The sequence below is a fragment of the Helicobacter sp. 12S02634-8 genome (assembly GCF_002272865.1).
GTDB lineage: Bacteria > Campylobacterota > Campylobacteria > Campylobacterales > Helicobacteraceae > Helicobacter_J.
This window is the reverse complement of the sequence record NZ_MLAP01000004.1, coordinates 76,335-94,431: the sequence shown is the minus strand read 5'-3', so window position 1 is coordinate 94,431 and position 18,097 is coordinate 76,335. Positions and strand designations below refer to the sequence as shown.

Below are 18,097 nucleotides of genomic sequence, written 5' to 3'. Positions count from 1 at the left end.
AATCCTTGATGTTTGCTCGCTTCGCAAAATATCTTTATGGGCATAGAGGTTGGGGAGGTGTGGGGTGCTTGAATCGGTATTTGAGCTCAGCAAGCTCCCAATCATCGAGTGTATCAATATCTTGGACAAATATTCTAGGCAGACTGATCCCTAAAGAGTGGTCTGCAAAGATGTTTTTGCCCCCACAAAAAGCGTGCACCCTCCCCCAATAAAACGCCCCTGCGTCGTGATAGACTTCTTTGAGATCTTGTGAGCGGCTCAAGGAGTGCTCTGGAAATAGCATTGAGATTGTTTCATCTTCAATCAAAAATCCCCGATAAGGGTTAGAATCAAAGCGAACGCACGAAAATGCATAAAGTTTTTGGGGATTTGCCATCAGCTTTTGGAGTCCCTTGATAATATGCTCTGGCAGCAATAGCGGGGCTGTGGGGTAAAGACAGCAGACAAGATCGGTGCTCGATAGATGGAGTGCTTGGGCAGCGTGCGCGATTACAGGGATTGTAGGAGTGGTATCAGATGCTAGCTCTTTGGGGCGCATGAAAGGGATTGTGGCTTGATAGCTTTGCGCGATTTGCGCGATTTCTTCATCATCAGTGCTGACAATAACACTATCAAATACTCCACTTTTTAGGGCATTTTGGATCGAATAAGCAATGATAGGCAGACCACAAAAGGGGCGAATATTTTTCTTGGGAATGCGTTTGCTTCCACCTCTTGCAGGGATAATGGCGACTTTTTTCATGGCTCTAGCAAACTCACATATCAATAAGGCCATTGGGTTTCAAGCGCGTCTGTGGCGAATTTTTTCTTATTGGTATTGCTGAGTGCACCGATATTGGTATATTCTATCTTGGCATCCGAGATAAATTTGGATTCAATCGTATTGTTTCTGCTGATGTCATAAGGGCGTATGACCCCACTGATTCTAAGGACTTGCTTTTCTCCATCGACTAAAACTTCTTTGTTGCCATAGATAAAATAATTCCCATTTTCCATCACTTTGATGATTCTTGCAGTGATATTGAGTGTGAGGTTTTCGTTTTTGTTTTGCGTGCCCCCTCCTTTGAAATTGCTATTGTGATTGGGCTGGGTGAGGCTGTAGTTTGTCCTATCGTTTAAGAATTGTGCAGATTGCTTTTTTTCTTCATTATCGCCATTGTAGTCGAGTCTTGGAGGGGTGGAGTTGCCCCCTGAGGCTGTGTTATAAGACTTAGATGTGCTGTAGTTGGCACTAGAATTTTCAGAGATGATGATCGTGATGAGGTCATCAGGCTTCATCGCTCTCCGATCTGCAAACAAAGGCCGCTCCCCTTGCCCAAAAAGACTACCGGGCTTGCTAAATTCAGGGACAAACTCTTTAGCAGGCATTTCTTCAACATATTTAGGCGGGAACAAATCAATCTGGGGCTCATAGGCTTGGAGTGCCCCGAGCACAAACACGACCATCAAAAAAACTCGCATTTCTTATCCTTAAATACTTTCACATCAAGCATTGCTATCTGCTATAATAAAAGCAAAGTTTATTCCAAAGGATACCAATGTCTGCAATCAAAGAAAAAATGGCCCAAGACCTTAAAGACGCCATGAAACAAGGCGATAGCTTCAAGCGCGATACAATCCGTTTGCTCAATAGTGCGCTCAAACAAGTTGAAGTTGATACCAGAAAGACACTTGATGATAGTGGAGTGATTGCTATTTTAAAAACAGCTTATAAGCAAAGAGAGGACGCTGCTATGGCTTATAAAAATGCTAATCGACTTGATTTGTTTGAAAAAGAAAGTGCTGAAATGGAGATTATTTTGGGGTATTTACCCAAACAGCTCACAGATACAGAGCTAGAAAATGCCATCAAGCACACACTGACTCAAATCGGTGCAAAAACACCGCAAGATATGGGTAGAGCAATGGGCGCACTCAAGCACCTAGGGGAAGTGGCTGATGGGCGTCGTATCGCTATGAAAGTCAAGCAGCTTTTGAATCAATAAGGCTGGCATTGCGCAAACATCTTGCTAAAAAAGCTATTGGCTTTTGTAATCATAGCCCCATCGTTGCTTTTTACAAGCAGTTCATAGTTGTTTTCAAAGGCGTTTTTGCTCCAATTTGCTGAGCCAACAAAGATTGTATGATTATCGATGATGGCTAGTTTTTGGTGCATGATGCCATTGTATTTGCGATTTTTTGCCTTTTTACCTTGGAGTAAGCAAGTTTGGATATGGTTGTATTTACTCAAATAACCAATGGTGGAGTAGGTATTGTCTTTGTTGGATTCATAATCATAGATAATCCTGATTTTTACTCCCTTTTTGGCAGCATTTTTGAGTGATTTAGCGATTTCTCTATTTGTGAAACTATAGATAGCGACATCGATACTTTTTGTAGCTGTGTTGATGGAATTGATGAGTGTTTTGAGGGCGTCTTTTTGTTCATAGGGCATGAAATAAATGCTTTGGCTTGCAGCAAGCCAAGTAGTTAAAAACACGATCAGCCAGAGTTTATTAGGTCGCATTGACATCATTTTCCCTTAATTTGAAATCAGGCAATTAATTGCTATAATCTTAACATTTTTTATAATGATTGGAGTGAGAATTGAAAATACTTTTGCTCAATAATGATTCTATGGTGACTAAGCTTTTTGAAGCAGTCGCTAACAAGCTAGGCATTGAGCTTCTGATAGATTTGGGGTTTGAGCCCAGTCATTTAGAAGAAGAGATGTTTTTGTTTGTCGATGAGGGTATCAATGCAGAATTGCCAGATTCTTTTTGGGCACATCATTTCATCTCAAAAGCCTATTTACACAAGCACACAAGCCCAAAGATTCAAGGCTTTGATTTTTATATCAAAAAGCCTTTTTTGCCCACAGAGATTTTGGATATTATTAACCCCAAGCTCAGGGAACTTGGCGTTACAGACATTGCAGCAAGCGAGGTCACAAAAGCCAATCTGCCCCCTCAAACAGGGGAGCATTTAGAGGGCTTGGATTTAGATGATTTTGATTTAGAGGGTTTGGAGAGCTTGAGTATGGATACGCAACCTCAGGATTTTTCAGAGCTTTCTGATTTTTCTATAGAAGATCTCTCTGATTATAATGCTGATCAAATCCCCCTCCCTCCAAGCTCTCTTGAAGATATGCAAAAGCCCCAAGAGGGAGCAGGAAAAGCAGCAGCTGATGATCCCTTTGGACTGCAGGCTCAAGATACAGAAGCCATCACTTTTGATTTGGATCATTTAGACAATCCAGATCACTCGCTTAGCACCCCACCTCAAGAGCTAGAGGGATTGCAAGAAAATCAAGATCAAGAGCTAGAAAATCAAGGCCAAGAGCAAAATCAAGAGATTGAAGAGCTAGAAGCCCCGCAAGATACGCAAGGCACTGAAGAAGTCAAAGACACTCAAGCAGCCCAAGCAACTCAAGATATTGAAACAGCCCAAATTGAAGCAGCACAAGATATTCAAGAGGAAGATCAACTCCTAGCCACTGCCCCAAGCCCCGCACTCCTTGCTCCCACACAAGCCCCCACGCCCCCACAAGACCAAGAAGAGCTAGTATCCTTAGCCCCAAAAGAGCAGGATTCAGATATATCAGGTATACTAGACAAAAACCAAATTGATGAGGTCAAAAAAATACTCAATGAAACGAGCAGTAAGGATATAGATATGCAAGCAGCAGAGAACACTCAAGAATTTGATAGCCAAGAGTTTGATGATATTGACACAATCGATGAACAAGACATCATCAATGCACTCAGCGATGGAATTAATTCTACCAATCAAAAAAGTGGCGATACAAGGGGTATTATAAGGGATATAGAGGAGCAAAAAGACCCACAAAATACGCAAGAATCATATCAAGAAATATCCCAAGACCTACCCCCTCAAGCTCCCTCTTTCTCAAAACTCACTAAAAAATCTTCTAAAACCCTCAGTGCTAGCAAGGTTAGTAAGGGCAGTAAGGCTAGCAAGTCTAGTGCCCCTAAGAAGAAAAAACCCCAGCAGAGCCCTGCTACTTTGGGTAATGCTATTGCAAATATGCTGCAAAATAATTCTTTGGAGAGCTTGCAATCCTTGCTTGATGGAATGGAGCTTACAATCAATATCCGTTTCCCTGATAAGAAAAAATAATGCAAAAGGGTGGTATGTTGATTTTATCAGGTCCTAGTGGGTCTGGAAAAAGCACATTATGCAAGCATTTGCAAGAAAATATTCCCCATACTTACTTTTCGATCTCAACAACGACAAGAAGCCCAAGAGATGGGGAGATTGATGGTGAGCATTATTATTTTGTATCCCAAGAGAAGTTTTTAGAAGACATCAAAGAGGGGCGATTTTTGGAGTGGGCAGAGGTGCATAAGAATTATTATGGCACTGCGCTAGCCCCTATCCAAGAGGCATTAGAGTCCAATCAATTGGTGCTCTTTGATGTTGATGTCCAAGGGCACCAAGGCATTAAAAAGCACTATCCTTTTGCCCGCTCTGTGTTTGTTTCTACCAAAAATCAGCAAGTCTTAAAAGAGCGGCTTGAGTTTAGACAGACTGATTCTCAAGAAACTATAGAATTGCGCTTGATGCACACTTATCGTGAAATGCAGCATATCAGTGAGTTTGATTATTTGATTATCAATGATGAGATTGAGCGAGCTAAAGAGGCGATTTTGTGTATCGCAAAATCTTTGCCCTATACACAAAATGGCGAGGATTGGTCATCTTTATGTGAGCGATGGCTTAAAAATTTGTCAGTTTAGTGCTATAATGAAGCAGAATTTATTATAAAGGAATCCATATGGGTGGTTTTGGAAGTGTATGGCATTGGGTGATTGTGCTTTTAGTGATTGTTTTGCTATTTGGTGCAAAGAAAATCCCAGAGCTAGCAAAGGGTTTAGGCAGTGGGATCAAGAATTTTAAAAAGGCAGTGAAGGAAGATGGCGAAGATGAGGGTGATGCGGAAGCTACACCGATTGTTGAAGAAAAGCCAAAAGTTCTCAAAGCACAAGCAAAAAAATCCACTGCCAGTGTGCCTAAAGAGGGGGAAGCTCCTAAAAAACGAGGGAGAAAGCCCAAGGCACAAGTTGATGCTTGATGGAAATCGATGATGTATCATCAAGTAAAAGAGATTTTAGAGGGTATTTTACAGACAGATATTGTTTTAGAACGGCCTAAAAATAAAGAATATGGGCATTATGCCACGCCTGTGGCCTTTTCTTTGGCTAAGGTCTATAAAAAATCTCCCACTCTCATCGCTGAAGAAATCGCTTTGAAGCTTTCTTGTGTGGAGGAGTTTGAGCAAGTCAGTGCTTGCAATGGCTATATCAATATCACTCTTGCAGAGGGATTTTTTGAACATATGGCACAAGCAGCCCTCAAGGCTGACTCTGATTTTGGTAAGCAAGCCCCCAAGGGGCAAAAGATCCTTTTGGAATATGTGAGTGCTAATCCCACAGGACCATTGCATATTGGTCACGCTAGGGGGGCGATATTTGGGGATAGTCTGAGTCGGGTGGGGCGTTTTTTGGGTTATGAGATTGTGGGGGAATACTACATCAATGACGCAGGCTCTCAAATCCAAATGCTAGGGCTTTCGATTTATTTATCGGGTCGAGCCGATTTATTGAAAAAAGAAGTTAGCTACCCCCAGCAGTATTATAAAGGTGAATATATTGCAGATCTCGCACAGCTAGCGGGTGAAAAATATGGGCTTGAAATTTTTGAATCTGAAGAGGCTATTACTGAGTTGAGCGAATTTGGAAAAGATCTAATGCTAGAAGAAATCAAAGAAAATCTAGCCGAAGTGGGTATTGTTTTTGACCATTTTGTGAGTGAAAAGTCGCTTTATAGTCGATGGGGCGATGTTTTTGCTCGTTTGGGCGAGCATAATGGGATTTATGAGAGCGAGGCAAAGATTTGGCTACGCTCTAGCTTGTGTGGTGATGAAAAAGATCGGGTCATTGTGAGAGAAAATAAAGAGCCTACTTATCTTGCAGGCGATATTATTTATCACGATGATAAATTCAGTCGTGGCTATGATTATTATATCAATATTTGGGGGGCTGACCATCACGGATATATCGCTCGTATCAAGGCTGCTATAGAGTTTTTGGGCTTTGATTCAAGTAGGCTTGAGGTGCTGCTTTCTCAAATGGTGAGCTTACTCAAAGAGGGGCAGCCTTATAAAATGAGCAAACGCGCAGGGAATTTTATCTTGATGAAAGATGTGGTGGGTGATATTGGCTCAGACGCACTCCGTTTTATCTTTTTGTCTAAAAAGCCTGATACGCATTTGGAATTTGATGTCGATGATCTCAAAAAACAAGATGCTTCCAATCCAATTTTTTATATCAATTATGCCAATGCACGTATCCATACAATGCTAGAAAAATCGGCTTTGGATAAAGAAGAGATTTTGCGCGCTTCTCTCCAAGGACTCTCCAAGGACGCAAAAAATCTCCTATTCAACGCTCTCATTTTCCCAAGAGTGCTAGAGATGAGCTTTGAAGAGCGGGGTTTGCAAAAAATTTGTGAATATCTCAAAGCCCTAGCAGCAGATTTCCATAGCTATTACAACGCACATAAAATCCTTGAAACTCCCCAAGAAGCCCAAATGCTTAAGGTCTGTCAGGTCGTGAGTTTGAGTATTAGTGTGGGACTTAGTTTGTTGGGCATACAAGCAAAGACTAAAATGTAGCCTTGCTTGTGTTGTCTTTGGGCTTTATTCAAGTATATATTTTCTTATTGGCTTGTGCTTCTTTTCTTATTTTGCCCCTCTTGTTTTATCTCTCTTGTTTTTTACTTTTTGCGCTCAATTTTAGGGCTAGGGTCTTGCTGAGATGGTAAGATGCGGTCGCTTGTGTTTTTCTCAGTAGATGGGATAGAGTGGATAGAGTTGGTATTTAAGAGTCTATCGATTTTAGCTAGTGAAATAGCGATTTCATATTTGGATTGGGTGATGTTGGTTTTTGCGTTGCTAAGGAGGTATTGGGCGTTTAGGAGTTCTGTGTAGGTAGCGATATTTTGTGCGTAGCGATTGTTGATGATACGATAATTTTCTTCGGCTTGTTTGAGTGCGATAGTAGCGACTTTGAATTGCTCTTTGGCGAGCTCAAATTCGTTCATGATTTTATCGATTTGGATTCTGAGGTCTTTTTTGTATTGGTCGATTTTGCTTGCTAGGGAGAGATAATAGAGTTTTTTGGCTTGGTAGTTGTAGCTATCGCTCAAGCCATTGAAAATATTCCATGAAAATACGATTCTTGCTTGGCTTTGGAGCGCATAGCTTGTGCGCGCAATACTCCCACCATTGATATACCAAAACTTTGTGCCAACTAGATCGATGATAGGCAAAAAAGCACCTTTGGCGATATGGGTTTCTATGTTTGCAGAGGCAAGGAGGCTTTGGAGATAGAGATAATCGGGGTTTTCTGAGAGCATTTTGTTGTATAGAGTATCTCTATCAAAATCTTGATTGGGTAGGGCGATGTCTTGGAGTTCTAGGGGGTTGAAATCGACACCTGTTAGCATTTTGAGTGTGTGTTCAAAATATTGCAAGTTCAGTTGGGTGCTTTTGAGCGTGATATCAGCATTAGCAATCAAGACCTCCACACTCAAGACTTCATTTTTAGATCGGAAGCCCTGATTGTAAAATTGCTGTGCTTTTTGCTTTTGGGCTTCTAGGAGCTTTTTAGTGCTTTGTGCGATTTTGAGTGTGTCGATAGCTTGCAAGATTGATATATAGGCGACTTTCGTGTCATAGCTGACTGCAGCAATATTTGTTTCTAGTGTGTAGTTTTGTGTTTTTTGGGCTTGTTTGCTGTCTTTGAGGGCATAATAATCCTTGAAGCCATTGAAAAGATTGTATTTGCCTGTGAGGTTGAAGCTATTGAGGAAATAGTTTGGCGAGGCACCAGGGAGGTTGTAGCTAAATATATAACCAAAATCTACCTTAGGCATTAAGGCAGCTAGTTTGGATTTTGTGATACTTTGGGATTGGGAATATAGATAGTTTTGGGATTTGATTTTATCACTATTTTTGATCGCATCATCGATAGCTTGTTCGATACTCAGCCCTAGGGCAAAGGAGCAAAGCAGTATGAGTGCTATCAAATATTTCACTGCCTCCCTCCTTTTTTATCTTTGATGACAAAAAGCAGCAGTGCAGGGATTACAAAAATAGTGATAATCGTTGAAAATACCAGCCCGCCAATAATCACTGCCCCAAGCCCTCGATAGATTTCACTCCCTGAGCCTACAAACAATACCATCGGAAGCAAGCCAAATACACTTGTGAGCATACTCATATAAATGGGTGCGAGCCTGCTTTGTGTGGCTTGTAGGACAGATTCATAGGCAGGAATTTTGTATTCTTTGAAATTGATAAGAGTCTGATAGACAATCAATATGGCGTTATTGACCACGCTGCCTACTAAGATGATAAAGCCTAGCATTGTGATGACATCGAGATTTTGAGGGGCGATGAAACGATTGAGGATATACAAGCCCATCAAGCCCCCTGTGGTGGCAAATGGCACACTCAAGATGATGATAAAAGGATAGATAAAATTGCCATACAAGGCGCATAAAATCAAATAAGTGATGACAATTGCAAGGACAAAGCCCCCTAAAAGCTCTGTTTTGAGCTTGTCTAATTTCCCTGCGTTTCCACTGAGCGTGATGGTATTGGTGGTAGTTTTTTGGATTTTGGGGAGGATATTTTCTGAGATGGTATCTGTGATTTTTTCAAGGGGTTCGTTGCCTCTTGGATTGAGGATCAATAAGATATTGCGGCTTTGCTCAAAATGTCTGATACGAGAGATACCTAGCTCGTTTTTGATGGTTGCTAGGGAGTTGATGGGCACGATACCACCAAAGGGTGTGTAGATTTGGGAATAAAGTATATTTTCAGGGGAGATTTGCACATTGTCTTTATTTTGGGAGGTTTTGAGGACAAGGTCGATATTTTTGCCATTGCTTTCTTTGAATTGGGAGATTTTTTTGCCCTCAAGCATGACTTCTACGATGGTGCCAAAATGAGTGAGATCAAGCCCATTGAGAGCAAGGGCTCTAGAATCAGGATAGAGATTGATTTCACGATTGTTGATTTCTAAAGATGGGACTGCGCGGATTGAGAGATTGGGGAAATGCTCTTTGAGTGAGATGATGAGCTCTTGGGCAGTGTAGAGCAGTGCATACAAGTCATTGCCATTGATATTGAGATCGATACTCGATCCACTTGCCCCGCTGAATATCCCTTGCTGCAAGACCACGCCACTGATATTGGGTATGGAGTTGATCACTTCTTGGGCATAGGGGATTAGTTTGGGGGCGTCTTCGGGATTTTTGGCTGTGAGATAAAAATACATATTGCCCCCTGAACTGATAAAAAAATCCTTGATAGCAGGGAGGTCATTGGGAGATTTTTGCTCATAGCCATTGGCTTGTAAAAAGGGTTTGAAATCTGTGTAAATCTCTTGGATAATCCGTTCTTTTTCTTTGAGAGAAAGCCCTGGGGGTGGGTCTAAATAGCTGATGATGAAGTTTTGTGCGCCTTTGGGGAGGTAGTCGATCTTAGGGAAGGAAAAAAAGGTAAATACAGAGCAAAAGCCCACAAAAATAATGATGGTTGCTATTTTAGAAAGAGTGCTATGCACACAGAGCTTGAGCGCGGCCATCAAGCAATATGAGAGCTTTGCCCCTAGCCACTCAATCCCCTCACCAAGCTTTCTTAGGGGCTTGAATTCTGGCGTTGGGAGCAAGGGGAGTCTTTGGAGCATAAAAAACGCAAAAGTTGGGATCACAAAAATACAGACCAAAAATGCAATCAAAATCGAACTACTCGCTGCTAGGGCAATATCAACAAAAAGCTGGCCGGCCTCATCTTTGAGCCCGATAATGGGGATAAAAATCGCCACAGTAGTGATCGTGGAGGCAAAAAGCGCACCGATGACTTCTTTAGTCCCGCGGAGTGAAGCCATATAGGGATTTGCACCTTTATTTTTATGGGCGATGATATTTGCCATCACAACAATCGCACTATCAATAATCATACTGATAGCAAAAGAAATCCCTGCTAAAGACACGACATTTAAAGTCCTACCAAAAGCCTCTAGCAAGATAAAAGAGCCGATGATACTCACAGGGATCACCAAAGCAATCACAACCAAAGAAGAAAAATTCCTCAAAAATGCATACAAAATGAGTGCAGCTAGTGCGATACCTACGAAAATATTTTCCTTGACTTGGCTGATAGAAGACTCGATATAATGCCTTTGATCGCGCCCCCAATCAATCACTAAGCCTTGATCTTGCATCACGCTAGCATTGAGCTTTTGTGTGAGTGTGTGCACTTTTTGTGTGAGATCTAAGATATTTGCATCAGCATTAGGGCGGATTTGTATGGAGATGACATTGTCGTTGTTATGGATATTGTAGCTAGTTTTGTTGGCATAGCCTTGAATAATTTTAGCAATGTTTTTGAGTAAAATCACCTTATGGCCTTGGGATTTGATGACTGTGTTGTAGATAGAGGCAATATCTTTGTATTCACCGATGGTAGAGATACGATAATTGCGCTGATCAAAGTCAATCCCCCCTCCTGCTATGTTGGTATTTTGGGTTTTGATGGCTTGGATCACTTCTTCCATTGTGATGTTATTAAAAGCAAGCTTTTGGCTATCAAGAATAATTTGTATCTGCTTGCTCACCCCTCCACTCACATACACTTCGCCCACGCCACTGAGCCGCTCATAATATTTGATGACCTCATCATAAATGAAATTTTGGTAATGGTCGATGGGCTCTTGGTTGTCTTTTTTGGTTTTGACAAAGAGATACACAGCAATAGGGATACTCTCCCCTGTTGTCTTGATAATGGGTTTTTCGATATTTGGGGGGTATCCCTTGACTTCATCGAGCTTGGCAGAAACATTTAAAAATGCTAATTTCATATCCGTATCGATATTGAATTCAAGATTGATAACGCTCATGCCATCGCGAGAAGTCGAGGTCATAGCGTGCAAGCCAGAGATATTTTTGAGGTATTTTTCTTGGCGATCGGTGATTTCTTTTTCGACTTCATAGGGCGTAGCGCCTGCATAGGTGGTATAGACACTGATGATGGGGCGAGTGACTTGAGGGAGGAGCTGATAGGGCATTTTGGAGAGAGCAAGCAAGCCAAAAAGTAGTAAAAATATCACCCCCACGCACACAACAACGGGATTTTTGAGGCAATAGCAAATAGTTTTCATTTGTTCCTTGAGGGCTGTTCTTGTATATCACTGCCATTTTGGAGTCTATCTTGCCCCCGATAGATGACTCTTTGATTTTCTGAGATTTTTCCTCGGACTAAAGCAAGGGAATTTTGGACAGAGAGCGTTTCTACACGCACAGCAAAGGCTTGGTTATTTTTAGCGATAAAAATCGTCGGATAGCCCAAATAATACACGATACTATCTCTAGGGACGATAAAGCCCTTGCTCTCTCCATCAATGTCAAGCATTGCTTCAACAGCCATACCATCGAGAAAACTCCCATCATTTTTGACACTGATATGCACAGGGAAAGTTCTTGAACGTGCATCGGCCTTGGGAATGAGCGCAGTGATAATGCCTTGGTAGTTTTTGTTGTTGATATTGAGGCTTACTTTTTGACCCAATTTGATATTTCTGGCTATGGAGCTAGGGACATCGATGATGGCTTCTACATCAGAATTATTGAGTATCTGGCAAATTGGCTCGCCGACATTGACCCATTCAGCGATATGGACTTTTTGTTCGACAATAATCCCATCAAAAGGTGCATAAATGATCTTTTTTGCCAACTCAGCTTGAGAGATCTCTAGCTCAGCTTGGAGGGCTAGCATATTGGCTTGCTGGGATTTGAGCTGATATTCGAGATTTTCATATTCTTGGAGGGGGATAGATTGGGTATCTAAGAGATTTTTATATCGTTCTAGCTCTTTTTCTTGTCTTTGGATCGCATATTGGGCTTGGGTGATTTTGGCTTGTTTGATTTGTATGTCTTTTTGGAGGAGGTCATCATCAATACTCAAGAGCTTCTGGCCTTTTTTGATTTTTTGGCCAATGTGGAAATATATTTTCTGCACGATCCCTTGTGTCTGGGAGGCGATATTGGCGACTTCTTTGAAATTGATTGCCCCGATAAAAACTTCTTGCTTTTGTAAAGTCCCGCTTTTAATGGCCGCAGTATTCACAGAGATGGGCTTTGCCCATAGTATCGCAGTAGCCAGCACAAATGCCCACAGCAGCACACGCAGCATTTATTTCAATACCCCCGTGATTTTTTCTAAAATTCTCAAAAATTCTTTTTTTTCTTCATCAGAAATTGTTTCTGTAAAAACATTAATAATCTTTTGTTTGTTTTTATTGACAGAAGCAAGTTTTTCTTTTCTCTCTTGAGTGATGGTGATACGCGTGATACGATTATCTTCTTTTTCGTGGATTTTTTTGACAAAGTTTTTTTTACACAGAGATTCTATCGTCCTAGAAATCGTCCCTTTGTCCTTGAGCGTGATGTTGGAGAGATCGGTGATATTGAGAGGTCCGTGTTTTTCTAAGATGACAAGTGTGCCGATTTGTTCGATACCGATATTAAAAGGACGGAGTTTTTGACTGAAAAAATTCCTGATTTGTCTAGAAGCTAAGATGATAGAGAGGGATACTTCCCTATGGTTTTCTTCTTGCATATGTCTTATCATATCCCTTATTTTAGAGGATTTTTTGAGCTTATCATAGCATAAAACTCTGATATTTTACTTGTTTTAAGCTTGATTTAGCTAGAATATTTGCCCAAGGCATAGCAGGTGGTTGCTCTATAAAATCTTTAAGAGAGGAAAGTCCGAGCTGCGGAGACAAGATTCCATTTAACAAATGGCTGGCGTGAGCCAAGGGAAAGTGCAACAGAAAATAAACCGCCTATTGAGTATCGATCCAAAGATATTTTATGGCAAGGGTGAAAAGGTGGGGTAAGAGCCCACCGAGATCTGAGTAATCAGGTCTGCTTGTGTAAACCCAATCAGCAGCAAGAAGAGCAAGGTTAAAGTCTCATTTTAGCTCTTCGCTTGAGGTGTGTTGTGAAACATATCCCAGATAAATAACCATCCCAGACAGAACTCGGCTTATCGCTATGCCTATGGCCTTTGAGTGTTCCAATCTCTTTTTATCACTCCCTTTTTTTTGATAACTTTTACCCTCCCATTGATAATTTTCGCCCCCCCCCCCTTTTTTTTTAATAATTGGATTTGATTGATAATTTTTATGCTTGTTTATGCTTATTTGTGTGCGTTTTTGTGTATTCGGTAGTGTGGTGGGGTTATCGGGGGTGTCTTGGAGTGGTTGGCTTGAAAATTCTCTTGAGTTTTGATAAGATAGCACGAGATTAAAACCACTTAAAGTCCAAAAGAGTCACACAAATATGCAAATTCAATGCAAATGATCGGATCACTATGCCCCATATCCCCCATATCCCTGTATTGCTTGATCAAGTGCTCGAAGTGTTTGCCCCGCTTGAAGAGGGCGTGATTGTTGATTGCACTTTGGGATTTGGCGGGCATGCGCAAGCACTTTTAGAGAGCAAACCAAACATCAAACTCATTGGCATAGACAAAGACCCGCAAGCAAGGGAATTTGCTATAAAAAGATTGGCACATTTCAAGGATCGTTTTAGTTGCTATGCAGGGAGTTTTGGAGAAAAGTTTGGTGCGATATTAGCAACACATGGAGATACTATCAAGGGAGTTTTGGCTGATATTGGCGTGAGTTCTTTTCAGTTAGATAGCCCCAAGAGGGGCTTTGGCTTTTATTGTGATACTTTAGATATGCGCCTTGACCCTGATAGCTCTTTAGACGCTAAGATGATTGTCAATCGCTATTCTGCTTATGAGCTCCAAAGAGTGTTTAGAGAGTATGGCGAGATCAGAGAATATCAAAAAATGGCCGCTCTTATTGTTGATAGGCGTCAAAAGCAGCCCTTTGAATCAGCAAAAGATCTCAGCGAGTTTTTAAAAGGGCATTTTAAGAGTTATAAAATCCACCCTGCTACCCTCGCTTTTCAAGCAATCCGTATTGAAGTCAATGATGAACTCGGTGAGCTCAAATCCTTGCTAAAAAGCGCGCAAGATATGCAAAATGCTATTTTTGCTCTGATTTCTTTTCACTCGCTAGAGGATCGGTTAGTAAAAAACGCATTGAAAGAGTGGTCGAGGGATTGTATTTGTGATATGACAGCTTATCAATGCACTTGTGGAGGGGGGCACGCAAAAGGGCGCATACTCACTAAAAAGCCTCTTGTCCCCTCTCAGACTGAAATTACCCATAACCCACGCTCACGCAGTGCGAAGCTCCGAGCCTTTGCCTTTGGGGCTAAAAGCAAGGGCAATGCTAGCTTTCAGAGTGAGGGCAACAACAAAAGAGGAGGGGCGTGATGGGTGGGTCTTTGCGTATCACTCAAGAAGAAAAAGATGCACTGATAGCAGATCAAGAGCCATCAGGGGGGCTAGGGATTGATGCATTGTTTATCGCTTATGTGATTTTGGTGTTTTCTCTTATTGTGTTGTTGCCTAAAATCTATCTTGCGAGCAATATTTATTATGTCAGTCGCGATATTGCCAAGCTCCAGACGCAAGAAAATCTCCTCAAAGAAGAAAACCATCGCCTAAAAAGCGAGCTAGAAGATGTGAAATTCAAATACTTGATGATGGATCTGAGCTAGAGCTTGTGATTGTGTAGGTTTTTTTGGCATTGTTTGGTTGTTGTTTATTGGTGGTGGGTCGTTTGGTTTTGGAATTTGTTTAAAAAAGCCCTTTAGAGTCGTGTTTGATACCTAAAATCTCATAAGTCTTATAAGTGGCGATCCTCCCTTTTGCTGTGCGCTCTAAATAAGCATTAGCAAGCAAATAAGGTTCAATCACATCTTCAATCGTCCCCTCATCTTCACTCATTGCAGCTGCTAGAGTGCTAAGCCCAATCGGTCTGCCCTTGGACTCTGCTAAGATACTCAAATAACGCAAATCAAGCTCATCAAAGCCAAATTCATTGACCCCTAGCTCATTGAGAGCGTATTTTGTGATTTTTTGATCGATAGTTTCTGTTGCTGCGACTTCAGCAAAATCCCTGATTCGGCGCAATAATCTCAATGTGATACGCGGTGTGCCCCTTGAACGCGAGGCGATTTCTTGCGCCCCTTGTGTATCGAGTGTTTTGCCTAGTTTCAAGCTTGCTTTTTGCGCGATGGTAGCAAGCTCAGATATTTCATAAAACTGCATGCGAAAGCTCATACCAAACCGATCCCGCAAAGGATTACTCAACATTCCTGCTCGTGTAGTCGCTCCTATCAAGGTGAATCGAGGCAGATCGATTTTGATAGTCTGTGCAGCAGGCCCTGAGCCAATGATAATATCAAGGCGAAAATCCTCCATAGCCGGATAGAGAATCTCTTCGATTGCAGGGCTCAAGCGATGGATTTCATCGATAAAAAGTATATCTCCATCATTGAGATTTGTCATGATTGCAGCCAAATCTCCAGCCTTTTCAATCATGGGCGCAGCAGTCACTTTGATACTTGCTCCCATTTCATTAGCAATGATATGACTGAGCGTGGTTTTCCCCAGCCCTGGAGGGCCAAAAAGGAGTATATGGTCAAGGCATTCATTTCTTTTTTTGCTCGCTGTGATGAAAACTTGGAGGTTTTTTTTGATTTTTTCTTGACCGATAAATTCTTGCCAAAGTGTCGGCCGCAAGGAGTTGTCATGACCTTCTTCAAAGCTGATTTTTTCAATATCTACGATACGATGGTTGTCTTCTAAAGTGATGCGTTCCATAAAGTTTAGTAGCTTTCTTTTGGGCTAGGGAAATCGCCTGATTTGACATCTTGGATATAATTTTTTAGGGCTTCTTGAATGAGTGCAGTGCCATTGAGGTATTGGCGGACAAACTTGGGCTTCAAACGCCCAAATAAGCCCATCATATCGCTCCAAACTAAGATTTGTCCATCGCATTCTTTAGAGCTACCTATGCCAATAGTGGGGATCTCTAGGCTTTGAGTGATTTGCGCAGCAAGGGCAGTAGTGACCCCCTCTAGCACGATCATAGACACTCCAGCTTCTTGGAGCGCAGCAGCACTTTGGAGGAGATATTGGACTTCTTTTTGGGTTTTGCCTTTGATTTTATACCCACCCTCTGCACGCACAAATTGCGGCATTAAGCCGATATGTCCGATGACTGCAATCCCCTCTTTGACAATATGAGAAATCATTTCTGCACGTTCTTTGCCCCCCTCAAGCTTGATAGCATCCACAGAGGTTTGCTGATAGAATTTTAGGGCATTGTTGATAGCCGTTTGCGTATCTGGATAGCTCCCAAAGGGCATATCTGCGATGAGAAAGGATTGCTTTGCACCTCTGCAGACTGCTTGTGCGTGATAGATCATAGTGTCTAGTGAGGCACTCAAGGTATCTTCTTTGCCCCCAAAGCTCATATTCAGACTATCCCCGATTAAAATCACATCAATATGCCCATCAAACAAAGTAGCAAAAAGTGCGTCATAGGCTGTGATTGCTGCGATTTTTTCTGTCCCTTTTTTGGCTTGGAGCGTTGCAATAGTTGTTTTCATCAGGCAACTCCTTTGTGTGCTTTATGGCAGCATTATACAATATTCTTGCGTGCAGCTTTTGATGGAATTTATCTCAAAATCTCTGTGTCAAACAAAATTTTAATATAAAAATAGATAAAATAGCTTAATATTTACTTTATATTCTGAATCTGAATATGTCTGAAATGAGGTTAGTTGATGTCCCAACGGGTTGTGTTTTTGGTATTGTTGTTTGCGGGGGTAGTTTTTTCTCAAGATAGTATCAACTACAACAAGCTCGACCCCTCTTATTATAAATATATCAAACTCTATCAACCAAGCACTGACGCAGATGTTGCAGCTTTGATTGCTAATCTCAATGAAGCACAAGAGAAGACAGGGCTGTTTTTGGGACTGAGCGTGGGGGCGTTGGATAATGACATCACAAGCAACCTCCAAAAAGACTATCTCTTTGCTTATGGGGCGAAGTTTGGTTATCAGTCTTTCATGCCCTCAGTTTTTGAAAAGCTTTTCATGCCAAATTATGTAGGCAGACGGATTTATATCCAATATTTAGCTTCACAAACACAAGAAGACGCAATGGGTAAGCTCAATTTTTCAATGGTTGCTATCAGTGGTGATTTGCTGATTGATTTGCCTGTGTGGCGTGGGTTTGGAGCGGGCGTGATTTTGGGTATTGGGCTAGGGAGTATGGTGCATGGGTATGATGCGAACTCAGAGTTTGGTGCTATTTTGAATACAGGCTTTGGGGTAACACTTTTTGGGCATAATCGCTTAGAGCTTGAACTCAAGCTCATCACAGACAGAGAAGTCAAATGGACAGGTGCGTTGTTTATGGCGGGGTATCAATATGTTTTTTAAGCACACATTGCAGGGGATTTTGCTATTCATACTTGCTGCTATGGCTTTGAGGGCTGATGAGCTTGCGAGCCAAAAAAGAGAGGTGTATATGCTCAAAGGCCAGCTCTATGAGCAAGAACAAGCCTTGAAACTTGCTGATATTGCTAAGAAAAAAAATGGTATTTTTATGGGCGTGATTTTAGGCAGTATGACTTTCAATACAGCTTATTATGCGCAAGTCCATCCGTTGGTATATGGGCTGCGAGTGGGGTATCAAAAATATCTCAAAGACTACATTGGGGGCTTGCGATTTTATGGAGAGTATTTGCGGGCTGATACAACAAAGATGACCTATCAACTTGGGAGTGCTAATCTTGATGTGATCGCTGATGTGCCATTAGATAACAACAATCGGTATGCACTCGGGGGCTATGCTGGCGTTGGTATGGGCTGGGTGGGCTATGGTATGAATACTTTTGGTTTGAAGCCAGATGTGAGCCATTTGGGGATTGTGTTTAATCTTGGTTTGGCTTTGACACTCAATATCAAACATCGTATCGAACTAGGGATTAAGATCCCCCCTTTGGTTTCTCAGGCAAAGGGTTTGTATAGCTTTGCTACGACCAATGCCTATATGGTCAGTTACAATCTATTGTTTTAAGGTGTC

18 protein-coding genes and 1 other RNA gene are annotated in these 18,097 nt (G+C 41.6%); 10 read left to right on the top strand and 9 right to left on the bottom strand.

Annotated features, from left to right (window positions below):
* Window positions 1-34: 34 nt before the first annotated feature.
* Both pseF and flgH read right to left on the bottom strand, forming a co-directional pair.
* Window positions 35-775 (bottom strand): pseudaminic acid cytidylyltransferase, encoded by a 741-nt coding sequence (gene pseF / locus BKH46_RS03725; protein ID WP_253248294.1) that lies wholly within the window; start codon window positions 773-775, stop codon window positions 35-37.
* Window positions 763-1,461 carry a flagellar basal body L-ring protein FlgH gene (gene flgH / locus BKH46_RS03720; protein WP_095225485.1) on the bottom strand — a complete coding sequence of 233 codons (699 nt, stop codon included), beginning with the start codon at window positions 1,459-1,461 and terminating at the stop codon, window positions 763-765. The genes pseF and flgH overlap by 13 nt, the downstream gene beginning before the upstream one ends.
* Window positions 1,462-1,538: 77 nt before the next feature.
* Between flgH and BKH46_RS03715 the strand changes: the two genes are divergently transcribed.
* Window positions 1,539-1,985, top strand: a complete 447-nt coding sequence (locus BKH46_RS03715) for a GatB/YqeY domain-containing protein (RefSeq protein WP_095225484.1) — start codon at window positions 1,539-1,541, stop codon at window positions 1,983-1,985.
* Here the strand turns inward: BKH46_RS03715 and BKH46_RS03710 are convergent.
* Window positions 1,979-2,512: a phospholipase D-like domain-containing protein gene (locus tag BKH46_RS03710; protein WP_253248293.1), complete on the bottom strand. Its 534-nt coding sequence runs from the start codon at window positions 2,510-2,512 to the stop codon at window positions 1,979-1,981. The genes BKH46_RS03715 and BKH46_RS03710 overlap by 7 nt on opposite strands.
* A gap of 74 nt (window positions 2,513-2,586) precedes the next feature.
* On the opposite strand from BKH46_RS03710, the gene BKH46_RS03705 reads away from it, so the two are divergent.
* From BKH46_RS03705 to argS, 4 genes are read left to right on the top strand one after another with little or no spacing between them, the layout of a single operon-like run.
* Complete coding sequence (locus tag BKH46_RS03705; protein WP_095225483.1) at window positions 2,587-4,119, top strand: hypothetical protein; 1,533 nt, start codon at window positions 2,587-2,589, stop codon at window positions 4,117-4,119.
* Window positions 4,119-4,739 carry a guanylate kinase gene (gmk, locus tag BKH46_RS03700; protein WP_172402546.1) on the top strand — a complete coding sequence of 207 codons (621 nt, stop codon included), beginning with the start codon at window positions 4,119-4,121 and terminating at the stop codon, window positions 4,737-4,739. The genes BKH46_RS03705 and gmk overlap by 1 nt, the downstream gene beginning before the upstream one ends.
* 38 nt (window positions 4,740-4,777) lie before the next feature.
* Window positions 4,778-5,074 (top strand): twin-arginine translocase TatA/TatE family subunit, encoded by a 297-nt coding sequence (locus BKH46_RS03695; protein ID WP_095225482.1) that lies wholly within the window; start codon window positions 4,778-4,780, stop codon window positions 5,072-5,074.
* Window positions 5,075-5,086: 12 nt separating this feature from the next.
* Window positions 5,087-6,676 carry an arginine--tRNA ligase gene (gene argS, locus BKH46_RS03690; protein WP_095225544.1) on the top strand — a complete coding sequence of 530 codons (1,590 nt, stop codon included), beginning with the start codon at window positions 5,087-5,089 and terminating at the stop codon, window positions 6,674-6,676.
* A gap of 101 nt (window positions 6,677-6,777) precedes the next feature.
* Here the strand turns inward: argS and BKH46_RS03685 are convergent, their stop codons facing one another.
* Genes BKH46_RS03685 through BKH46_RS03670 form a run of 4 tightly spaced genes read right to left on the bottom strand, consistent with a single transcriptional unit; the run spans window position 6,778 to window position 12,700 of the window.
* A complete protein-coding gene (locus BKH46_RS03685) occupies window positions 6,778-8,100 on the bottom strand; it encodes a TolC family protein (protein WP_095225481.1) in 1,323 nt (440 codons plus the stop codon).
* Complete coding sequence (locus BKH46_RS03680) at window positions 8,097-11,231, bottom strand: efflux RND transporter permease subunit (protein WP_095225480.1); 3,135 nt, start codon at window positions 11,229-11,231, stop codon at window positions 8,097-8,099. Before BKH46_RS03680 ends, BKH46_RS03685 begins: the two co-directional genes overlap by 4 nt.
* Window positions 11,228-12,262, bottom strand: coding sequence for an efflux RND transporter periplasmic adaptor subunit (locus tag BKH46_RS03675; RefSeq protein WP_095225479.1), 1,035 nt, complete (start codon window positions 12,260-12,262; stop codon window positions 11,228-11,230). The genes BKH46_RS03680 and BKH46_RS03675 overlap by 4 nt, the downstream gene beginning before the upstream one ends.
* Window positions 12,263-12,700 carry a MarR family transcriptional regulator gene (locus tag BKH46_RS03670; protein WP_095225478.1) on the bottom strand — a complete coding sequence of 146 codons (438 nt, stop codon included), beginning with the start codon at window positions 12,698-12,700 and terminating at the stop codon, window positions 12,263-12,265.
* A 93-nt stretch (window positions 12,701-12,793) separates the two neighbouring features.
* Here BKH46_RS03670 and rnpB point away from each other — a divergent pair.
* The 3 genes from rnpB (at window position 12,794) to BKH46_RS03655 (ending at window position 14,712) form a co-directional block, all read left to right on the top strand.
* Window positions 12,794-13,139, top strand: an RNA gene (gene rnpB / locus BKH46_RS03665) — RNase P RNA component class A.
* Window positions 13,140-13,447: 308 nt separating this feature from the next.
* Window positions 13,448-14,425, top strand: coding sequence for a 16S rRNA (cytosine(1402)-N(4))-methyltransferase RsmH (rsmH, locus tag BKH46_RS03660; RefSeq protein ID WP_095225477.1), 978 nt, complete (start codon window positions 13,448-13,450; stop codon window positions 14,423-14,425).
* Window positions 14,425-14,712 (top strand): hypothetical protein, encoded by a 288-nt coding sequence (locus BKH46_RS03655; protein WP_095225476.1) that lies wholly within the window; start codon window positions 14,425-14,427, stop codon window positions 14,710-14,712. The genes rsmH and BKH46_RS03655 overlap by 1 nt, the downstream gene beginning before the upstream one ends.
* A 79-nt stretch (window positions 14,713-14,791) precedes the next feature.
* Here BKH46_RS03655 and ruvB read toward each other — a convergent pair whose 3' ends face one another.
* Entirely contained in the window at window positions 14,792-15,820 is a 1,029-nt protein-coding gene (gene ruvB / locus BKH46_RS03650; RefSeq protein ID WP_095225475.1) for a Holliday junction branch migration DNA helicase RuvB, read from the bottom strand.
* Window positions 15,821-15,825: 5 nt separating this feature from the next.
* Window positions 15,826-16,611, bottom strand: a complete 786-nt coding sequence (gene panB, locus BKH46_RS03645) for a 3-methyl-2-oxobutanoate hydroxymethyltransferase (RefSeq protein WP_095225474.1) — start codon at window positions 16,609-16,611, stop codon at window positions 15,826-15,828.
* A gap of 177 nt (window positions 16,612-16,788) precedes the next feature.
* Here panB and BKH46_RS03640 point away from each other — a divergent pair, with 177 nt between their 5' ends.
* Both BKH46_RS03640 and BKH46_RS03635 read left to right on the top strand, forming a co-directional pair.
* Window positions 16,789-17,451, top strand: a complete 663-nt coding sequence (locus tag BKH46_RS03640; RefSeq protein ID WP_095225473.1) for a hypothetical protein — start codon at window positions 16,789-16,791, stop codon at window positions 17,449-17,451.
* On the top strand, window positions 17,414-18,091 hold the full coding sequence (locus tag BKH46_RS03635; protein ID WP_143428906.1) for an outer membrane beta-barrel protein: 678 nt from the start codon (window positions 17,414-17,416) through the stop codon (window positions 18,089-18,091). The genes BKH46_RS03640 and BKH46_RS03635 overlap by 38 nt, the downstream gene beginning before the upstream one ends.
* Window positions 18,092-18,097: the final 6 nt, after the last annotated feature.